Raw genomic sequence first — 18,091 nt, 5'->3', positions numbered from 1 at the left:
GAGGAAAACGTCGGCCTCTACGACCGCTAGGCGTGGGCAATTGCGCCTCTGGGATGCTAACGGAGGAAACAGGCTTGTCTCTACAGTGATCTGTGCTTAGATTCCCTGCCTCTCACAAAACGCCGGCATAGCTCAGTTGGTAGAGCAGCTGATTTGTAATCAGCAGGTCATCGGTTCGAACCCGATTGCCGGCTCCATCTTTCAGTTTTTGAAGGTGCGTCGATGCCAGGCGGCGCTAATTTTTCACGGGCTGGTAGCCCTGCCACAGCCATTCGAGGGCTTCGGGAAGGAGTTGCTGTTTCACTTTACCGTCCACGTGGCCGGCGTTGCGGGCAAAGACAAACTGATAGTGGTAGTTTTTCGCGGCGAGGACACGCGCCATGTTTTCGTTTGCGACGACCCAGTCGTGCATGTCGTCGCGCATGACGTTGGGGTTGTAGAGGTCGCGGTCGCCCACTTCGAGCCAGACGCGGATCGGCCTGGCGGACGAATTGGGGATGAGCGTCTGGTGATAGCCCCACGCGCCCTGCGGAAACGCCGGATCGTGCGGCCACTGCTGATTGATGAACGTGCCCGAGTAGCTCAGCACCCGGTGATACCACTCGGGATGGAACCACGCCATGCTGAGCGCCGCCGACGCGCCCGAACTCGTCCCCATCGTCGCGCGCTCGTCGGGATTGGTCGAGAGCTTGACGTTGTACTGCTTCTCCACGAGCGGCAGCACCTCGTGCTCGACGAACTCCGCGTAGCGTCCCGACATCGTGTCGTATTCGAGACCGCGCTGGCTCCCTTGCGCGTCGCCGGAGCCGTTGGAAATCGAGATCGCGATCATCACCGGCACCTTCTTCGCCGCGATCAGGGCGTCGAGCGCGTTGAAGAGCAGCTGATCCGGCCCGTCGGCGCCGACGATGAACGGCGCCGCGGTGCCAGCGACGTATTGCTTCGGCACGTAGACGGCGACGCGGCGAGTGTACGGCGCCGGATGACTCGTCGTGACGATCAGCGCTGCCGGGTCGTTCGGATCCGGCGTACCGAAGGTGCCGGCGTCCCGCGCGATGCCTGGATAGCGCGTGCTGTCGACCGAACTCATCGTGAAGGTCGAGACCGTACCGTCCAGATCGCGCGTGGCCACCTCGGGCGCCGGCGGGTGCGTCGGGCCGACGATGAAATTACCGTCGACGGAGACCGGCGGCACGGTCCCGTCCGGCAGTTCCTTCGCGTCGACGTATCCGGGTGTGTGTGGATCGCGGGTCGGCGGCTGGGGGCGCGGCGGCGCCGCGGCTTGCTGGACGACGGCCATGGCGAGCGCGAGAAAGAGCGATGGTTTCATGTCGTTACGTGGATAATAGCCGAGCTTCGGATGCAATTTGCCACGGGCGCGACTCTCGGCCCCTACACCATCGCCGGTCCCCTCGGCGCAGGCGGGATGGGCGAAGTCTATCGCGCCCGCGATCCGCGCCTGGACCGCGACGTGGCCATCAAGGTGCTGCCCGCCAGCCTGGCTGCGGACCCCGACTCGCGGGCCCGCTTCGAGCGGGAGGCCAGAGCGGTCGCGGCCCTCTCGCACCCGAATATCCTCGCCATCCACGACGTCGGTGCCGATGCTGGAGTGACCTACGTCGTGATGGAGCTGCTCGAAGGCGGTACGCTGCGCGAACGCCTCGCCGGCGGGGCGCTGCCGATCAAGAAGGCCGTCTCGATCGCCGGTGAGGTCGCGCTCGGACTCGCCGCCGCACACGACGCCGGACTCGTGCACCGCGACATCAAGCCGGAAAACCTCTTCGTCACGTCGGCCGGGCTTGTGAAGATTCTCGATTTCGGTCTCGCGCGTCCGATGCACATGCCCGACGCTGAGGACGCGAATTCCCCGACGTTCTTTCGCAAGACGGATCCCGGCATGGTGATGGGGACGGTCGGCTACATGTCGCCCGAGCAGGTCAAAGGGTTGCCTGCGGACCATCGATCCGACATCTTTTCGCTCGGCTGCGTGCTGTTCGAGATGGTCAGCGGGCGCAAGCCCTTCGAGCGGCCGACCGCCGCCGAGACGATGACCGCCGTGCTCCGCGAAGATCCGGTCGAGATCGCTCGTCCTGACGCCGCGATTCCCGCGTCGCTGGATCAGCTGGTCCGCCATTGTCTCGAGAAGGAGCCGGGCGAGCGCTTTCAGTCGGCGCGCGACCTCGCGTTCGCGCTGAAGGCGCAGGCGGGCGTATCGACCTCGAGTGGACCGGCGGCAGTGTTGTCGGTGCCGAGCCGGAGACCGGCCTGGCGGCTGGGCCTCACCGCCGCGCTCGTCGGAGCGGGGATCGCCGGCGGCCATTACCTGTGGACGAACGCCGCCGAAGCGGGTCCGCAGCCCCTGACCTTCCAGCAGATCTCGGACGTCCGCGGCATCAGCACGGAGCCCACGCTCTCGCCCGACGGCAAGACCGTCGTCTACACGCACGTCGCGATGGACGACAACAACCTGTATCTGCTGCGGGTCGGATCGCGCACCCCGGTGCTGCTGACGCCGAACGCGCCCGCCGGCAACAGCACCCCGGTGTTCTCGCCCGACGGCGAGCACATCGCGTTCCGCTCCGAACGGGACGGCGGCGGCATTTTCATCATGGCGGCGACGGGCGAGTCGGTCAGCCGGCTGACCGACGTCGGCTACAACCCGAGCTGGTCGCCTGACGGCAAGGAGATCGTCGTCTCGCACGGCCGATTCATCTCCCCGACCGACCGCGGATCGATGGCCGATGGGCTGACCGTCCTGAACGTCGCCAGCGGCGACCGGCGGCAGGTGTTGAAGGACGCGGACGGGATGCAGCCGGCGTGGTCGCCGCACGGCCAGCGCATCGCCTACTGGGGTCTGCGCCAAGGGAGCGGGCAGCGCGATCTCTGGACCATCGCGGCCGACGGATCGGAGCTCGACACGGGCCCGACCGAAGTCACCAACGACACCGCGGTCGACTGGAGTCCGGCATGGTCGCCCGACGGCCGTTTCCTCTATTTCTCGAGCCGGCGCGGTGGCACGATGAACCTGTGGCGCGTCGCGATCGACGAGGCCACCGGCCGCACGCGCGGCCAGCCGGAACCGATCACGACGCCGTCGGCGTGGAGCGGCTTCTATTCGTTCTCGCGCGACGGCTCGCGCCTGGCCTTCGCGAGCGTGAACTGGCGATCGACGCTCTTCAAGTTGCCGTTCGATTCCGTACGCGAGACGGTCACCGGATCGCCGGTCCCCATGCTGAAGGGCTCCCACGCCATCCGCGACCACGCGATCTCACCCGATCAGCAGTGGGTGGCGCTGATGGAAACCGGCGAGCGCGAGTCGATCATCGTCGCGCGGACGGACGGCTCGGAGTACCGCCGCATCACCGACGACGACTTCCGGAACCGGAGCCCGCAGTGGTCGCCGGATGGAAAACGTCTCCTGTTCTATTCGGATCGCAGCGGCAGTTACGAGGTGTGGACGGTGCGTCCGGACGGCAGCGGCCTCGAGCGCCTGACGCGGAGCCTGCTGCCGCTGAACTTTCCGACGTGGGCGCCCGATGGCAGGCGCATCCCCGCCTCAGCGGTGTCCAAGCCCTGGTGGCAGATCATCGACGTGACGCAGCCGCCGGCGCAGCCGCCGGCAGAGTCGATGCCGCAGATTGCCGCCGACACCGCCTTCTGGCCGGCGTCATGGTCTGCAGACGGACGCCGTCTCGCCGGACTGGCGATGCACAGCGACTCCACGACGGGGGGGACCGCCGTCTACGACATCGCCGCCCGCCAGTTCACCGTCATCCCGATGCCGACGTTCAACTGGAGCACCCCGGTCTGGCTGCCCGACAACGACCGCCTGCTGGTTCGCAACGACGCCGGTATTCTGCTCGCGGACGTCCGGACTCGTGCGACGAAGCTGCTCCTGCCGGTCGGCGGCTACTCCATCGGGCCGCAGCGTGGGGCTGACCGCCGACGCGCGCTGGATCACCTACACCGAGACGGGGACGGAGGGGGAAATTTGGCTGGCGACGTTCAACGGAAAGCGATGACGCGCCGATCGCTCGTCCTCGCGGTGGCGCTCGCCATGACGCTGACCGTGAAGTAGCGCAAACGGCTCGGCTGACCCGTCGCCGATCGATACTCGCGTCGTAAACTGGAGGCATGACGTGGACCTGGGCCACCCGGCTCTGGGGTCCGCCCGCGTCGGGCCTGACGCGGGCGCGCATCCGAGCCGCCTACGCCGTCGCCGCCGCCACCGACATCCTGCAGTTCCTGCTCGGGCCGCTCGGCTGGGTCTTCGCCGACGAGATTCTCGACGTCGCCACGATGATCGTCGTCTCCGTACTCATCGGCTTCCATCCACTGCTGCTCCCCACCTTCGTCATCGAGTTCGTGCCGGTCGCCGATCTGTTGCCAACCTGGACCGGCTGCGTGGCGCTCCTCATCGCGGTGCGGCGCAGACAGGTACCGCCGGCGGAGGACGACCGATCGGTCCCTATCGACGTCAAGCCGACGAAGGTGGAGTGACGCGGCTGTCGCGCCGCGAAATAGGCCGATCGCCCGGTCGTCGGCCGCGGTTGAATTACGCCGGCCGTTCGCGACACTTGATCTATGCTCCCGGCATGCCGAGCCGGCGAGAATTCCTTGAAACCGTCACCGCAGCCGCCGTCCTGCCGCTGCTGCGGCGCCAGGGCGCCCCGTCGAGCGAATGGGGTTCGCCGGTGTTCGATCTGCATCACCACATGCGTCCCGCCGCCGCCGCGAACCTCGCCCACGTCGACGGCGCCGGGATAACCAAGGCCAACCTGTTGACGCGTGGCGCGGTTCGCGATCAGGTCCAGAGTGTCGAGACGCTCGCGCCGCATCGGTTCACCTGGTTCAATGCGGTCGATATCACCAAGCCGGAGGCCGAAGCGCAGCTCACGCAGGCGGTCAAGGACGGTGCGCAGGGTTTCGGCGAGCTGAAGTTCCATGTCGCGGCGGATGGTCCCGAACTGCGCCGCATGTATGCGCTCGCGGCGGAGCTGAAAGTCCCGGTGCTCATCCACTTCCAGGAAGTCGATCACTTCGAAGGCGAAGGCACGTGGAGTACCGGCTACGCGAAGACCTTCGAAGGCATCCTCAAGGCCTTTCCCCGGACGACGTTCATCGGCCATGCCGACGCCTTCTGGGCGAACGTGAGCGCCGACTACCACAACGAAGCCGCGTATCCGTCGGGGCCGATCGCGAGGGGCGGCCTCACCGATCGCCTGCTCTCGGACTACGCAAACCTATATGGCGACTGCTCGGCGAACTCGGGCAACAACGCCCTGTCGCGTGATCCATCTTTTACCCCCGACTTCCTCAAGCGCCATCAGGACAAGCTGCTCTTCGGCAGCGACTGCAGCTGCAGCGACGGCCACGGCGCTGGCGTCAGCCAGGCCAACAACCCGGCGGCGGCGCGGCTTGCGGGCAGGTGCGTCGCGCGTGAAACACTCGCCGTGTTGAAGGCTGCGGCGCCCCCGCAGATCTTCAGCAAGATCGCCTGGGACAACGCGCACCGGCTGCTTCGCATCCCGGCGTAGACGCCGCCACCCGCACGCCGCGAAAAAGCCTCGCGTCTCCGCGGGGTTCTCGAGAACCCCGCACACAGTCTTGTCGCTGCCGTTGTTCCGTCCCGGAACACAAGGTGAGCGCTCCGCTCAGGCTCCAGCTTGCAAGTGGTTGACATTATAAAGCTTATGGTTAACCACTCTGTGGTGTCGCCTTTGCACACCAGGCATACTTCGTCGTCTGTACATGGCCATCTCCCGCCGTCTCGCCGTCCTTGCTTTCGTGGGGCTTTTGGCCGCCACAGTGTTGACGCCGTGGCTCGCGGGCTGGACGCCGACGTCCAGGCTCCTCGAGCTTGGTGCGCTTGCCCTGTCGGCGATGCTGACGGCCTGTCTGCGTGCGCAGGATCCTTCCGCCAGCCAGCGCGCGATCATGCCGCCGGCCTTCATCATCGTCTTCACGACGCTCCTGCTCGAGGGCTCGAACGTGGCGATGCTGGTCGGCGCCGCCGTGACGCTGACGCCGGGGTTCGTGACGGGCCGGACTGTCCCCGTGCAGGCGCTGCTCGATACCGGGGTCGTCGTCGTCGCGATCGAGAGCGCCGAGCTGGTGCACGCGGCGCTGGCGCGATTCATCCCGAACGCGTTTCTGTGGCCGTGGCTGGCCGTGCCGATTGCGGCGGCGGTCGTGGCCTATCACCTCACGCAGGGCCTGCTTGTCGAAGTCGTGGTCCCGCTGGCCCGCCGGCGCAGCATCGACCGTTCATGGCCGCGCCGCGCGCTGGCCGGGTGTCCGGTGTATCTCCTCGGCGCCGTCGTCTCGATCGGCGTCGTTCAGGTGATCGATCGCCGCATGTGGAACGTCGCGCCGGTGCTCGGCGTGGCGCTCTGGCTCGGCTACCGGACTTACGCCGACTACGTGCACCGGCTCGACGAGCAGCACCGCCGGCGCGAAGTGCTCGACTACCTCGATCAGGGGATGTCAGTCCTCGACGCCGCCGGCCGCGTGACGATGTGGAACGACGCGCTCGAGCGTCTCCTGCAAACGCCGGCGCGGCAGGCGATCGGGCGGCCGATCACCTCGGCGGTGCCGGCGCTCTCGGGGAGCGATCTGCCGCGCGCCATCGCCGACACCATGAAGGACCAGCAGACGCGGGTGCTCAACAACCTGCGGCTACCCGCCGGCACCGAGACGCGCATGGCGCAGGTCCGGATCGTGCCGGTCACCGGCGGGGTGGCGCTCCTCTGGCAGGACACGACCGAGCGGGCGCGCGCCGAGCATGAGCTGCGGCGGAGCGGCGAGCGGCTGGCCCTCGCGGCGGAAGGAGCGAACGACGGGCTCTGGCAGTGGAACCTGCAGACGCAGGAGTTCTACGTTTCGGCGCGGTGGCGCGCGATGATCGGGCTCCCGGCGCACGCCGCGAGCGGCGGACCGTCGGAGTGGCTCGATCGCGTGCACGCCGAGGACCTCGCCCAGCTCGACGCCGCACTGCAGGCGCATCTGGCCGGCACGACCCAGGTGTTCCAGCACGAGCACCGGATCAAGCACGAAGACGGCGAGTACCGCCGGTTCCTCTGTCGCGGCGTGGCCGTCCGCGGCAAGGGTTACAAGCCGGTACGGATCGCCGGATCGCTCACCGACACGACCGAGCAGGCAGCGGCGCAGGAGCGCCTGCGCAGCGTCGGCTTCGTCGATTCCCTCACCGGCCTGTCGAACCGCGCGGTGTTCGTCGACGGCATCGGTCGCCGGCTCGAGGAAAGCCGCCAGCGGGCGGGCGGCGGCTTCGCCGTGCTCTATCTGGATCTCGATCGGTTCAAGATCGTCAACGACAGCCTCGGCCACATGGTCGGCGACGAGCTGCTGGTGGCCGCCTCGCGCCGCCTCGAGACCTGCCTGCGTCAGGGGGACACGCTCGCGCGCCTGGGCGGCGACGAGTTCGCGGTGTTCCTCAACGGCCTAAACGACGACACGCAGGCCAACGCCATCGCCGGGCGGATCCAGCACACGCTCAGCGCGCCGTTCTCGATTGCCGGCCGCGAGGCGTTCACGTCGGCGAGCATCGGCATCGCCTTCGGGCCTGCGCACTACGGCAACCCGGAAGAGATCATGCGCGACGCCGACACGGCGATGTACCACGCCAAGTCGCGTGGCAAGGCGCGCCACGAAGTGTTCGACGCGGCCATGCACGCGCGCGTGCGCGATCGGCTGAGCCTCGAGAACGATCTGCGGCGCGCGGTCGCGGCGAACGACTTCGAGGTGCACTACCAGCCGATCGTGATGCTGGCCTCGGGGATGTGCGTCGGGTTCGAGTCGCTGGTGCGCTGGAAGCGCAACGACGAGCCGGTGTCGCCGGCGATGTTCGTGCCGATTGCCGAGGAGCTGGGCCTGATCGAGCCACTCGGGACGTGGGTGATGAAAGAGGCCTGCCGCACCTTTGCCGACTGGCAGCGCCGTTTCCCCGGCGCCGGCCTCGACTGCATCACCGTCAACGTGTCGAGCCGGCAGCTGGTGCAGCAGAACTTCCTGCGTGTCGTGCAGCAGACCGTCCGCGAGACCGGCCTGACGCCCGCGCACCTGCGCGTCGAAATCACCGAGACGGCACTGCTCGACAGCCCCGGCGAAGCGGCCGGCATCCTGCGGGACCTCCGGGATTTCGGCGTCAAGGTCTATCTCGACGACTTCGGCACCGGCTATTCGTCACTCAGCCACCTGCACAAGCTGCCGGTCGACGCGCTGAAAATCGACCGCTCGTTCGTCGCAAGCCTGCTGCTGCCCGGCCGTCCGGCGATCGTCGAGAGCATCCTGGCGCTGGCGCGCACGCTCAACACGAGCGTGGTGGCCGAGGGCATCGAGAACGACATCCAGGCACGAGAGCTGGAGCGGCTTGGCTGCACGCATGCGCAGGGCTATCTGTTCTCGAAACCGGTGTCGACGCAGTCGGCGGAGGCGATCGTCAGAGCGGCAGTGCCGCTCGGGCCCAAGCGGCAGCAGGCGGTCGCATAGCGTCAGCAGGTCGCCGTCGGCCCACTGGTCACTGCGGACGGCGAACGGTCGCCTCCCACCAATATCCGGCCAGAATCACCGCCAGCATCCCCAACATCATCGTCAACACCGATCCGAGCGGGATGAGCCGCGGGAAGAGCGTGTGCAGCGCCAGTGTGATCGGGACCGGAAGGTTGCGCCAGGCGCGCTTGTCGGGAATCAGGAGCGCCAGGAGCAGGTGCCGCGCGCCGTTGGTGTAGACCCCGAAATAGACCGCCATCGGCACCAGCGACCACCCGAGGCGATCCTCCATGTCGAAGCCGGCGCGCCGGTCGACGAGCCACACCGCCGCGGCAAACAGTGGCGCCAGGATCACGGCGAACACGTGGTTCCAGTGGCTGCCCTTGAGTCCGGCGCCGTAGGAATAGATGTAGAGGTAGTTGCGCCACAGGAACCAGGGCAGGACCAGTCCGGCGACGAGGATGGCGACGAACGCGATCGCGGTGCGCCGCGGCATGCGGAACACCTCGACCGCGTAGAAGAGCGGCGACAGCTTCATCGTCGCCGCCACAGCGACGAGCAGGTGGGCGATGTTCGATCGCGCGCGGGCCGCGAACAGCGCCGCCATGAGCACGACGAGCATCACCAGGTACGAGCAATCCTGCACGCCGACGAAGCGTTCGCCCAGAAACTGGAAATTGAAATAGAGCAGCGGGAACAGATACCAGCGCGTCCGCAGGAAGTAGATGAGCGACAGCGCCAGGAACGTGGCGGCGAGCATCAGCACCGCAACGTAGAAGCCGGTGAGCGTCCGGCCGGCGGCCGCGTAGAGCGCGGACTCAACCAGCAGCATGGCCGGCGGATAGGGAGCCGACGCCGCCTTCGACCAGTAGTGCGCCTCGATCGGCGTCTGCTCGGTCTCGAGCTTCGTGTACATGTCGCGCACGTCGTTGAGCACGACGCGCGACTCGTATTCGTCGGCGACGGTGTCACCGCCGAAGATGGCTTGCTGGTGAATGCGGTGGAGCAGCGGCAGGTCCGAGTAGTCGATCACCGAGCGCGGAACCCAGGCGAGCGCCTGCGCGAGGATCGCCACGATGGTCAGGCCGAGCAGCGTCGCTCGCACCGCCACCGGCGCGGACACGAGGCGCGCATCGAGCCGGGCTGCCCACGCCGCCGCTTTCATGAGTCTGGTCCGCATCGTACGCGATCTCATAAGCGGGTGCATGAACCCGATCGCCGGCTCAGATGAGGTCAGGACATCGCGCGCATGACGACGTTCTATCTCTGATCTGTTCTCCGAGCCGTCTTCCCGGCGTTACACTGGTCACGTACACTTGTGGAGTCTCCCACTCACGACCAGGTACCCTCTGGCCGGTGACTGACGCACTTACGAAGATCCATGCACACGAACGAATCGGAACACACGACCGACACCATCCACACCACGACGCGAATGAAGACGCGCGGCGTCTCGACAAAGCTGCCGAACGCCTTTCCAGGCGACGAGCAAATCCGCCAGCGCGCCTATCAGTTCTTCCTCGAGCGGCACGGCGCTCCCGGTGACCCGCTCGCCGACTGGCTGCGCGCCGAACGTGAACTGATCGAGGTCGTGCAGGGCCCGGCGGCCCGCAAGCCCGTCCGTTCACGGACCGCGACGCGCAAGCGCAGCTGAGTCGGCGGCGCCGCGACGCCGCCTTCGCCCTCCATCGCTTCGGACGCGTCCCGTAGGCCGTCCGATCAGGAGCCGTGTCCATGTTCCGTTCTGATCGGCCTGTGTCACGAAACGGAACATCGCATCGAATCCAAATTTTCGTCTCGGTGCGTTTTCCGCCTATTTTTGCTGGTCTCAGACCTGCTGAGGTGGCGTCGAGTTTGCGAAGATGTGCGGCGTCTGACACCGATGTCCATATCCAGCGAAATCCGCCTCGGGGAACTGCTCGTGCGCCGGGGGCTCGTGACCAACGGCGACATTGCCCGCGCGCTCGAGCTGCAGCGAGACCAACAGAGTCCGAACACGCTCGGCCAGCTCCTCATCGCGCAGAAGGTGCTCACGCAGGGCCAGCTCGACGGCGTGCTGGACGGCGCCGGCAAGCGCCAGCGTCTCGGCGACGTGCTGATTCAGCAGGGGGCGATCACCCGTCATCAGCTCGAACAGGCGCTGGCGTCGCAGAAGCGGTCGCACGGCAGTCTCGGGCAGGTCCTGATCCGTCTCGGTCATCTCGACGAGACGAAGCTCCGGCAGGCGCTCGCGCAGCAGCTGGACATCCCGTACATCGACCTCGATCGCATCAGCCTCGATCGCAGCCTTTCCCGCATCGTCAACGCCAACTACGCCCGGCGCCACAACCTGGTGCCGATCGCGGTGGCGGGACAAATGCTGACGGTTTGCATGGACGATCCGACCCATCGCGCCGTGGTCGAGGAGCTGGCGCGCGCCACCGAACGGATCATCAGCGTCGTCACGGCGTCGCATGAGGCCGTCCGCCGCGCGCTGATCCGGCTCTACGACGAGCGGCAGGCGGAGCCGGCCGGTACGCTCGAGGTGATTGCAGAAGACGCGCCGGCGCCGCCGACCAGCAAGTACGCGGGACAGCCGTCGCACGCGCAGGCCGACGTGATCGTGCGCCAGTTGATCGCGGCCGCGATCGCCCGCCGTGCCAGCGACGTTCACATCGAGACGCTGTCGGACCGCGTGCAGGTGCGGATGCGCGTCGACGGCGTCCTCTCCTATCTCGAGCCCGGCGAGCTGCTGGAGGTGTGTAATCGCAGCGCGCGCGAGATCCTCTCGCGCCTGAAGATCCTGGCGAAGCTGAACATCGCCGAGCGGCGGCGTCCGCAGGACGGCAGCTTTCGCGTCAAGGTCGAACGCAAGGGCAAGCACGAGGGGGTCGACCTGCGCGTCTCGGTCGTCCCGACCCACTACGGCGAGAGCCTGGTGATCCGCATCCTCGACGCCCAGAATGCGCCGGCCTCGCTCGAGCAGCTGCACTTTCCAGCCCCCATCCAGGAGAAGCTGCAGCAGCTGCTGCGCCGCCCGAGCGGCATCCTGCTGGTGACCGGGCCGACCGGGTCGGGCAAGAGCACGACCCTTTACGCGTCGTTGATGACGCTGTGCCGTCCCGGCATCCGGATCCTGACGGCGGAGGATCCGATCGAGTACATCTTCGAGAACGTCAGCCAGGCCGAGGTCAACGAGCAGATCGGCAACACCTTCGCGACCTATCTGCGGGCGTTCCTCCGCCACGACCCGGAAGTGATCATGGTCGGCGAGATTCGCGACCAGGAAACCGCGGAAATGGCGTTCCGCGCGGCACAGACCGGGCATCTGCTGCTCTCGACGCTGCACACCAACACCGCGGCCGGGGCGATCGCGCGGCTGATGGACATGCAGATTGATCCCAATACCGTCGCCTCGTCGCTGATCGGGGTCGTCGGCCAGCGCCTCGTGCGCCGGATCTGCGATCGGTGCCGCGCCGAGTACGACCCGTCGCGGCAACTGCTGCGCGAGTTCTTCCCGGAGCGTCCGGCCGGGCTGCGCTTCCATCGAGGACAGGGCTGCACCAACTGCCGCCAGACCGGCTACCGCGGCCGGCAGACGATCGTGGAGCTCTGGGTGCCGAGCGACGAGGACATCATCCTCATCAACAAGTCCGCGCCGATCGAGGAGATCCGCGCCAGCGCCCGCCGCAACACGCTCTCGATGGCCGACAGCGCCTGGGACCTCCTGCGCGACGGACGGACCAGCCTCGAGGAGCTGGTCCGGATGCTGCCATACGACGCCATCGCCGATTTTCGCCAACGCCAGCCCTGGCGTCAGGACGAGCCGATCGCACTGGCGGTCTAGAGAATCGGGTGATCCGGTGATCGGGCGATCGCCCGATTTCAGAATTACCCATTCCCCCGATCACCCATTCCCCCGATCACCCGATCACCGGATCACCCGATTCTCTCTACAGTTCTGCACACGGTCGCCCGATACGTGAAGAACTGGGACCGCTTCCATGAAGATTCTCTATCTCGGGTTCGACCGGAGCGACGCCGCGCTGGCGGCTCACGCCCTCCACGCCAGCGTCGGGGACGCCTCGGTGACGTGGGCGCAGACGCCCGATTCGGCCATGGAGTGGCTCACGGCCAACCCGGATACTGCGGGAATCATCGTCCAGGTCCAGGCTCAGAGCTGCGCCCCGTTCATCGAGCAGCTTCGCGCCGGCGGCTGGGACACGCCCGTCACCGTCGTCGACGGGTCGCCACATCTCGACGCCGCGCTCGCGACGCTGAACGCCGGGGCGGACGGCTATGTGCCGGTGGGACCCTCGCTCGACACGGACCTTCCCCGCAGCCTGGCACTCGCGATGGGACGGGCGCGCGCGCGGGTGGACGCCCGCCGGGCAGCCGGATTGGCGGAAGCGCGCGTCGCGGCGATCGAGGCGCAGTCGGTGGCGTCGCGCGCCCGCGATGCGAAGATCGCGGTGGGCCTCCAGGAACGGCTGCTCGAATTCGAACGGGCGCTCCAGATCGCCGACGAGCGCCGGGCGTCCGACGTCGCCGCGCTCTCCGATCAGCTGGCGCGGCGTCACGCCGAATTCACGGCGGCGCTGGCGCAGAGCACCGAGACTCGCGACGTCCTCGCCGTCCGGCTCGCCGCCGCGGTTGCGACGCTCGAGGAGACCCGGGAGGCGCGCGAGGCCGACGCGGTCGCCGCCGCCGAGCGCCTCTGTCGCCACGAAGCGGAGCTGGGCACCGCGCTGGCCGAGAGCGGGGCCGCCCGCGCCGTGCTTCAGACGGCACTCGCGGACGCGAATGCCGCGTATCACGAGGAACGGCAGCGCGCCGACCGTGACCGCGGCGCCGCCGACGAGCGTCAGGCCGCGCTCGAGGATCTGCTCACGGAGGAGGCCGACGCGCTTCGGCACCTCCGGCAGCGCCTCGCGGCGGTCGAAGCGGCCTACCGGGAGGCCGACGAGCGGCACGCCGTCGAATTGACCGATGCTGCCGCGCAGATGGCGGACATCCAGGCCGGCCACGCAGCCGACCGGCAGGAAGACGCCCTGGCGCGCGCCGCGCTCGAGCGCGAGCTCGCCGACACCTGCACGGACGCTGACCGTTCCAGACACCGTCTTCTGCACGCGCTGGCCAGCCATCGCCGTCGGAATCTCGATCGGCAGCTGCAGCTCCAGGCGCAGCTGGCGGGGGAGCGGTCGGCGGCAGACCGCGCGCAACGTGCGGCGCTCGACGAAGTCAGGCAACTCCAGCTCGAAGGCGAGACGCTCCGGCGCCTCCTGATGTCGACACAGGAGCGGGCGCAGGAGCTCGGCGACACCCTCACGCTCGAGCGACAGGCGCACTCGCGGACGCGGCTGGTCGGCCAGTCGGAGCTGCAGCGGGCGGCCACCGAACACGCGCAGTTGCGCCAGTCGTTCGACGAGCTGCAGTCAGCGTTCCGGACGCTCGAGCAGACCACGGGCGCGCACGTAGCCGAGCGGGCGAGGATAGAGGCGCTGCTGGCGGACCGCGATCGCGAGCTGATCGTGCATGCCGAGCGGCAGCGGCTGGTGGAACAGGAAGCGCACGTCGCGATCGGGCAGCTGCAGGATCGCCTCTGCCGCGAGCAGGAGGCGAGTCGATCGGAGATCGGCCGGCTCGAGAGCGGGATGGCGGCGCTCGGCGTCGAGCTGAACGCGTCACGGGCGCGCGCCGAAGCGCTACGCCAGGATGCCGAGCGCGTGCCCGATCTGCAGGCCCACCTCGAAGTGAGCCGCAAGGAGCGCCGGCGGGATTTCGAGCGCGCCCCCTACGCCTTGTGCCGCTGCACGCCGGAAGGCCTGATCACCGAGGCGAATCACTCGTTCCTCGCCATCCTCGGACGCCGCAGGGCCGACGAGGTGTGGAACCGGCGGTTCACCGATACCGTGCTCGAGTGCGCGGGTGATCTGGGTTGGCTGCTCGACCGCGCGCGCAGCACCCGCCGCACCGAGACGATCGAGACCGGCTGGGCGCCCGGCGACGGCCGCCACCTGGTGGTCCGGCTTCAGGCGCTCGCCGCCAGCACCGGATCGATCGACATCGTCGTCGAAGACGTCACCGAAGTCCGCGCGCTCGAAGAGCGGCTCCGCCGCGCGCAGCAGATGGAGGCGGTCGGCCGCCTGGCGTCGGAAGTCGCGACGAGATGCGACGCGCTGCTCGGCGATGTCATCCGCGACGCGAACGACTGCGTCGCCGCGTTCCACGAGCACGACGGGCTCCGCAATCGCGGAGAGCGTCTCGTCACCGACGCGGTGCAGGTGGCGGCGTACCTGCGGCAGCTTGCCGTCTACGGCGACAGCCAGGCGCGGACGGTCGAACCGGTCAGCGCCCAGCGCATCCTCCAGGACCTCGCGCCGGTCCTGAAGCGCGTGGTCGGCGACCGCATCGAACTGACGTTGTCGAAGTCAGCCGGATCGTTCGAGGTCGACGTCGCCGCCGAGCGCCTGGAGCGGATCCTGGTCAACGTCGCCGGCTACGCCCGCCAGCGGATGCCCGCCGGCGGCGAAATGCGTATCGACCTGTCGACCACGGCGGTCGGCCGCCGATTCGTCGCCCGCCATCCGCACGTCCGCCCCGGCGATCACGTGCTCATCACCGTCACCGAACTGGCGCAGGCGGCGTCGACGTCTGATGTCGAGCGCGCCTCGGTTTCGCTCGACAAGGCGGGCGTGGATCTGGGCGCCCTCGTCGAGCTGATTGGAACCTGCGGAGGCCATCTCTGGATGGAGGCGCAGCCCGCGGGGAACATCGTGGTGAAGATTCACCTGCCGAAGCGCGGCGGCGCGCCCGACGCGCGCACCGAGCGCCCCGGACGCCTCGCCCGGTGGTTCCGATCGCCGTCGGCCACGGTCGCGCGCGCCTGATCGCGCCATCTCAAACGTCCCGCTCGGTAACCGGTAGGCAGGCCTGAAGGCCTGCGCTACGGCGCCCTCAGGCGTCCCTTGTCGCGCAGGCCTGAAGGCCTGCCGCCGCACCGTCCTCGACGGCCCGTCAGAACCGCACGCGGGTGCCGACCCAGTAGGCAATCGGCGCGCCCGGCGCGTAGAACGTCGCCTGCTGCACCGGGAATTCTCCCCCCACCGACCCGAACGGCCGTGCGACGAAGTTCCCTGTACTGGTGAAGCCCGTCGCCTGCAGTTGAGCGGCCGTGTAGTAGCGCGTGTCGAACAGGTTGTTGATCTGCGCGACGAGCTGCAGCCGTCTGCCGATGTCGTATCGGGCGCCGAGGTTGACGACGGCGTAGGCCGGCGTCGTGCCGGGCCCGAGATAGTAGAGGCCGTCGGGCTGATGCGCGCCGTTCTCGTTGCCGCGCGCGACGGCACCGGAAGTGGCGATCAAGTCGACGTCGACGGAGAGCCGCGTCGAGAGGAGCAGATCGCCGGAGGCCTTGAACATGTTCCGCGGTACGAGGGGAATGCGATTGCCGGGCAGGATATCGATCGTGCCTGCCAGACCACGGCCGCCGGCGGCGGCTGCGTCGTTGGTGCTGTTGCCGGTGCCTTCGACCGTCTCTGCGCTCTGAAACGTCGCGTCCAGCCAGGTGTAGCCGGCCCCGGCGCTGACGCGCCCCTTGCGCGCGTTCACGCCGAGCTCGATCCCCTGCCGGCGTGTGTTGCCGAAATTCTTGAAATACCCGAACCCGGTCTGCTCGGACGCGACGAACAGGATGTCGTCCGAGTTGTCGGCGTGGAAGACGCTCCCGTGCCAGGCCAGCGTGCCGCGGCCGCCGCGCACGCCGGCCTCGATCGTTCGCGCCACGACCTGGTCGAGCGGCGGGTCGCCGGCCAACGCGTTGGGCAGCCTGCAGGGCTGCTCCGGATCAGCGCAGCCGAGCTCGATCGACGTGGGCGCACGACTGCTCTCGCTGTAGCCGGCGTAGAGATTCAGCCGCCGCGACGGGCTGTAGGTGACACCCGCAGCCGGATTGAACCGGCTGTACGCCTGCGCGCCGTCGAGCGATCCGGGACCGCCGCCCGGGTTGCGTCGATCGAGGTTGCTGAGGCTCGTTCGGTTGAAGCGCCCCGACAGCGTGACGTTCCAGCCGGTGCCGATGGCGAGCACGTCCGACGCGTACACGCTCGCCGTGTCCGTGTGCCCGTCGAGATCGACCGCATTGTCGTACGGCACGCCGGCGACGTTGCCGCCGGTGACGCCGTCGGCGTAGGCGTTGAGGCCGGTGATGCTGCGGTCGGGGTTCAGGTAGCCGAGCTCGGTCGACTGGCTGAAGGACGAACGGCCGCCGTTGTAGCCGCCGCCGACCGTGACCGCGTTGCCTGCGCCAAGCCAGTTACGGAATGTGCCCTGCGCCGAGAGGCCGAAGTCGTGCTGCGACGTCTCGCTGCGGTTGATCAGGCCGTTGCACTTCTCGCCTGGTTCGTCCTGCAGGAGCACGTTGGCGATGCATCGCCAGTACGGAAACGGCGTGTTGGAGGCACTCTCGCCGCTGGTCGGAAAGCCGGTGTAGCCCGCCGCCGCCAGCGCGCGCTGCTCGAGGGCGTTCGGCTGATAGAGCGATTGATCGAGCGAATCGTCGTTGATGTCGCCGTTGAGCGTGCTCGTCCGGATCTGCCGGTAGTAGACGTGGCCGCTCAGGCTCAGCGTCGGTTTCACTTCGCGGCGCGTCGTGAGATTGACGAGCACGGCGCGGTTGTCCGTGTTGTCCGGCTTCGTGTAGACGCTCGCGAAGTCCCGGTCGAGGAACCGCTGCTCCTGCAGGCCGTTTCCGGTCAGCGAATTGTCGGCGTAGCCGATCGAGAGTGATGTGTTGGCCTTGGCCTGGTGCCATCCGAGCTTGCCGAACAGCTGCCCGACGTTCGACGGCGAGTCGTCGCGCCATCCGTCTTCGGCGAACAGGTTGCCGGCGAGATACCAGTTGAGGCCGCTCGCGCGGCTGCCGCCGTGCTCGAATTCGACGGAGCGGCGCACGTGGCTGCCATAGATGCCTCGCACCGTCGTTCCCGGACTGGTCAGGCCGTCCTTCGTCTGGATCGACAGCGCGCCGCCGAGCGTGTTCAGCCCGAACAGCGGATTCGAACCGGGCATCAGCGTCGTCGATCCGATCGCCATGCGCGGGATCAGATCCCAGCTGACGACGTCGCCGAACGGCTGGTTCATGCGGACCCCGTCCATGTAGACCGAAAGGCCCTGCGGCGTGCCGAGCAGCGGCGACGCGGTGTAGCCGCGATAGTTCAGGTCGGGCTGGAACGGGTTGTTCTGGGTCTCGTTGACGAAGACGCCGGTGAACTGCCGGTTGAGGAAGTCGGAGAGATCGAGTGCGCCGCTGTTGTCGATGTCGGCGGCCGTCGCCGTCTGGACCGGCGCCGGTATCTGCTCGATCCGGAGATTCAGCCCTGGCAGCGGCATCGTGCCGACGACCTCGACGTCGATCGCCAGGGGCGGGGGCGCCGGCGGAGTCTGCGGCTGCGGCTGCGAGGGTGATGGCGGCTGTGGCGACGGCGTGTTCTGCGCGGCCGCCGCGCGGCTGGCCCCGGTCACGCAGATCACAACGACCCACGCGATCCGGAGGACACGCGCAGCCACACCTACAGACGAAGATTTCGCCACGCTTGTATATTCC

General features: G+C 68.1%; 10 protein-coding genes and 1 tRNA gene. 8 read left to right on the top strand and 3 right to left on the bottom strand.

Going from position 1 to position 18,091, the window contains the following annotated elements:
• Nucleotides 1–121 precede the first annotated feature (121 nt).
• Nucleotides 122–197: transfer RNA gene (locus VGI12_20045), tRNA-Thr, on the top strand.
• Nucleotides 198–235: 38 nt separating this feature from the next.
• Here VGI12_20045 and VGI12_20040 read toward each other — a convergent pair.
• The gene (locus VGI12_20040; protein HEY2434971.1) at nucleotides 236–1,330 is read right to left on the bottom strand and encodes an alpha/beta hydrolase-fold protein; all 1,095 of its coding nucleotides are present in this window, start codon (nucleotides 1,328–1,330) and stop codon (nucleotides 236–238) included.
• A 30-nt stretch (nucleotides 1,331–1,360) separates the two neighbouring features.
• Here VGI12_20040 and VGI12_20035 point away from each other — a divergent pair, with 30 nt between their 5' ends.
• From VGI12_20035 to VGI12_20020, 4 genes are all read left to right on the top strand, one after another.
• Nucleotides 1,361–4,078, top strand: a complete 2,718-nt coding sequence (locus VGI12_20035; protein HEY2434970.1) for a protein kinase — start codon at nucleotides 1,361–1,363, stop codon at nucleotides 4,076–4,078.
• Between the two features lie 56 nt (nucleotides 4,079–4,134).
• Nucleotides 4,135–4,500, top strand: coding sequence for a hypothetical protein (locus tag VGI12_20030; protein HEY2434969.1), 366 nt, complete (start codon nucleotides 4,135–4,137; stop codon nucleotides 4,498–4,500).
• Nucleotides 4,501–4,595: 95 nt separating this feature from the next.
• Nucleotides 4,596–5,537 carry an amidohydrolase family protein gene (locus tag VGI12_20025; GenBank protein HEY2434968.1) on the top strand — a complete coding sequence of 314 codons (942 nt, stop codon included), beginning with the start codon at nucleotides 4,596–4,598 and terminating at the stop codon, nucleotides 5,535–5,537.
• 274 nt (nucleotides 5,538–5,811) lie between these two features.
• Nucleotides 5,812–8,508 (top strand): EAL domain-containing protein, encoded by a 2,697-nt coding sequence (locus tag VGI12_20020; GenBank protein ID HEY2434967.1) that lies wholly within the window; start codon nucleotides 5,812–5,814, stop codon nucleotides 8,506–8,508.
• 28 nt (nucleotides 8,509–8,536) lie between these two features.
• Here VGI12_20020 and VGI12_20015 read toward each other — a convergent pair whose 3' ends face one another.
• The gene (locus tag VGI12_20015) at nucleotides 8,537–9,688 is read right to left on the bottom strand and encodes a hypothetical protein (GenBank protein ID HEY2434966.1); all 1,152 of its coding nucleotides are present in this window, start codon (nucleotides 9,686–9,688) and stop codon (nucleotides 8,537–8,539) included.
• 201 nt (nucleotides 9,689–9,889) lie between these two features.
• On the opposite strand from VGI12_20015, the gene VGI12_20010 reads away from it, so the two are divergent.
• The 3 genes from VGI12_20010 (at nucleotide 9,890) to VGI12_20000 (ending at nucleotide 15,377) form a co-directional block, all read left to right on the top strand.
• Nucleotides 9,890–10,162, top strand: coding sequence for a DUF2934 domain-containing protein (locus VGI12_20010; GenBank protein HEY2434965.1), 273 nt, complete (start codon nucleotides 9,890–9,892; stop codon nucleotides 10,160–10,162).
• A gap of 228 nt (nucleotides 10,163–10,390) precedes the next feature.
• A complete protein-coding gene (locus VGI12_20005) occupies nucleotides 10,391–12,334 on the top strand; it encodes a GspE/PulE family protein (protein ID HEY2434964.1) in 1,944 nt (647 codons plus the stop codon).
• Nucleotides 12,335–12,491: 157 nt separating this feature from the next.
• Nucleotides 12,492–15,377, top strand: coding sequence for a hypothetical protein (locus VGI12_20000; protein HEY2434963.1), 2,886 nt, complete (start codon nucleotides 12,492–12,494; stop codon nucleotides 15,375–15,377).
• A gap of 127 nt (nucleotides 15,378–15,504) precedes the next feature.
• Here VGI12_20000 and VGI12_19995 read toward each other — a convergent pair whose 3' ends face one another.
• Nucleotides 15,505–18,054, bottom strand: a complete 2,550-nt coding sequence (locus tag VGI12_19995; protein ID HEY2434962.1) for a TonB-dependent receptor — start codon at nucleotides 18,052–18,054, stop codon at nucleotides 15,505–15,507.
• Nucleotides 18,055–18,091 lie beyond the last annotated feature (37 nt).

The organism is Vicinamibacterales bacterium (assembly GCA_036496585.1).
Lineage (GTDB): Bacteria > Acidobacteriota > Vicinamibacteria > Vicinamibacterales > 2-12-FULL-66-21 > JAICSD01.
Note: the sequence above shows the minus strand (reverse complement) of the source record. Positions and strands in the feature narration are given on the sequence as shown.

Coding starts and splice junctions, on each gene's coding strand:
- VGI12_20040 (HEY2434971.1), bottom strand. CDS start 1,330: ATGAAACCATCGCTCTTTCTCGCGCTCGCCATGGCCGTCGTCCAGCAA.
- VGI12_20035 (HEY2434970.1), top strand. CDS start 1,361: ATGCAATTTGCCACGGGCGCGACTCTCGGCCCCTACACCATCGCCGGT.
- VGI12_20030 (HEY2434969.1), top strand. CDS start 4,135: ATGACGTGGACCTGGGCCACCCGGCTCTGGGGTCCGCCCGCGTCGGGC.
- VGI12_20025 (HEY2434968.1), top strand. CDS start 4,596: ATGCCGAGCCGGCGAGAATTCCTTGAAACCGTCACCGCAGCCGCCGTC.
- VGI12_20015 (HEY2434966.1), bottom strand. CDS start 9,688: ATGCGGACCAGACTCATGAAAGCGGCGGCGTGGGCAGCCCGGCTCGAT.
- VGI12_20010 (HEY2434965.1), top strand. CDS start 9,890: ATGCACACGAACGAATCGGAACACACGACCGACACCATCCACACCACG.
- VGI12_20005 (HEY2434964.1), top strand. CDS start 10,391: ATGTCCATATCCAGCGAAATCCGCCTCGGGGAACTGCTCGTGCGCCGG.
- VGI12_20000 (HEY2434963.1), top strand. CDS start 12,492: ATGAAGATTCTCTATCTCGGGTTCGACCGGAGCGACGCCGCGCTGGCG.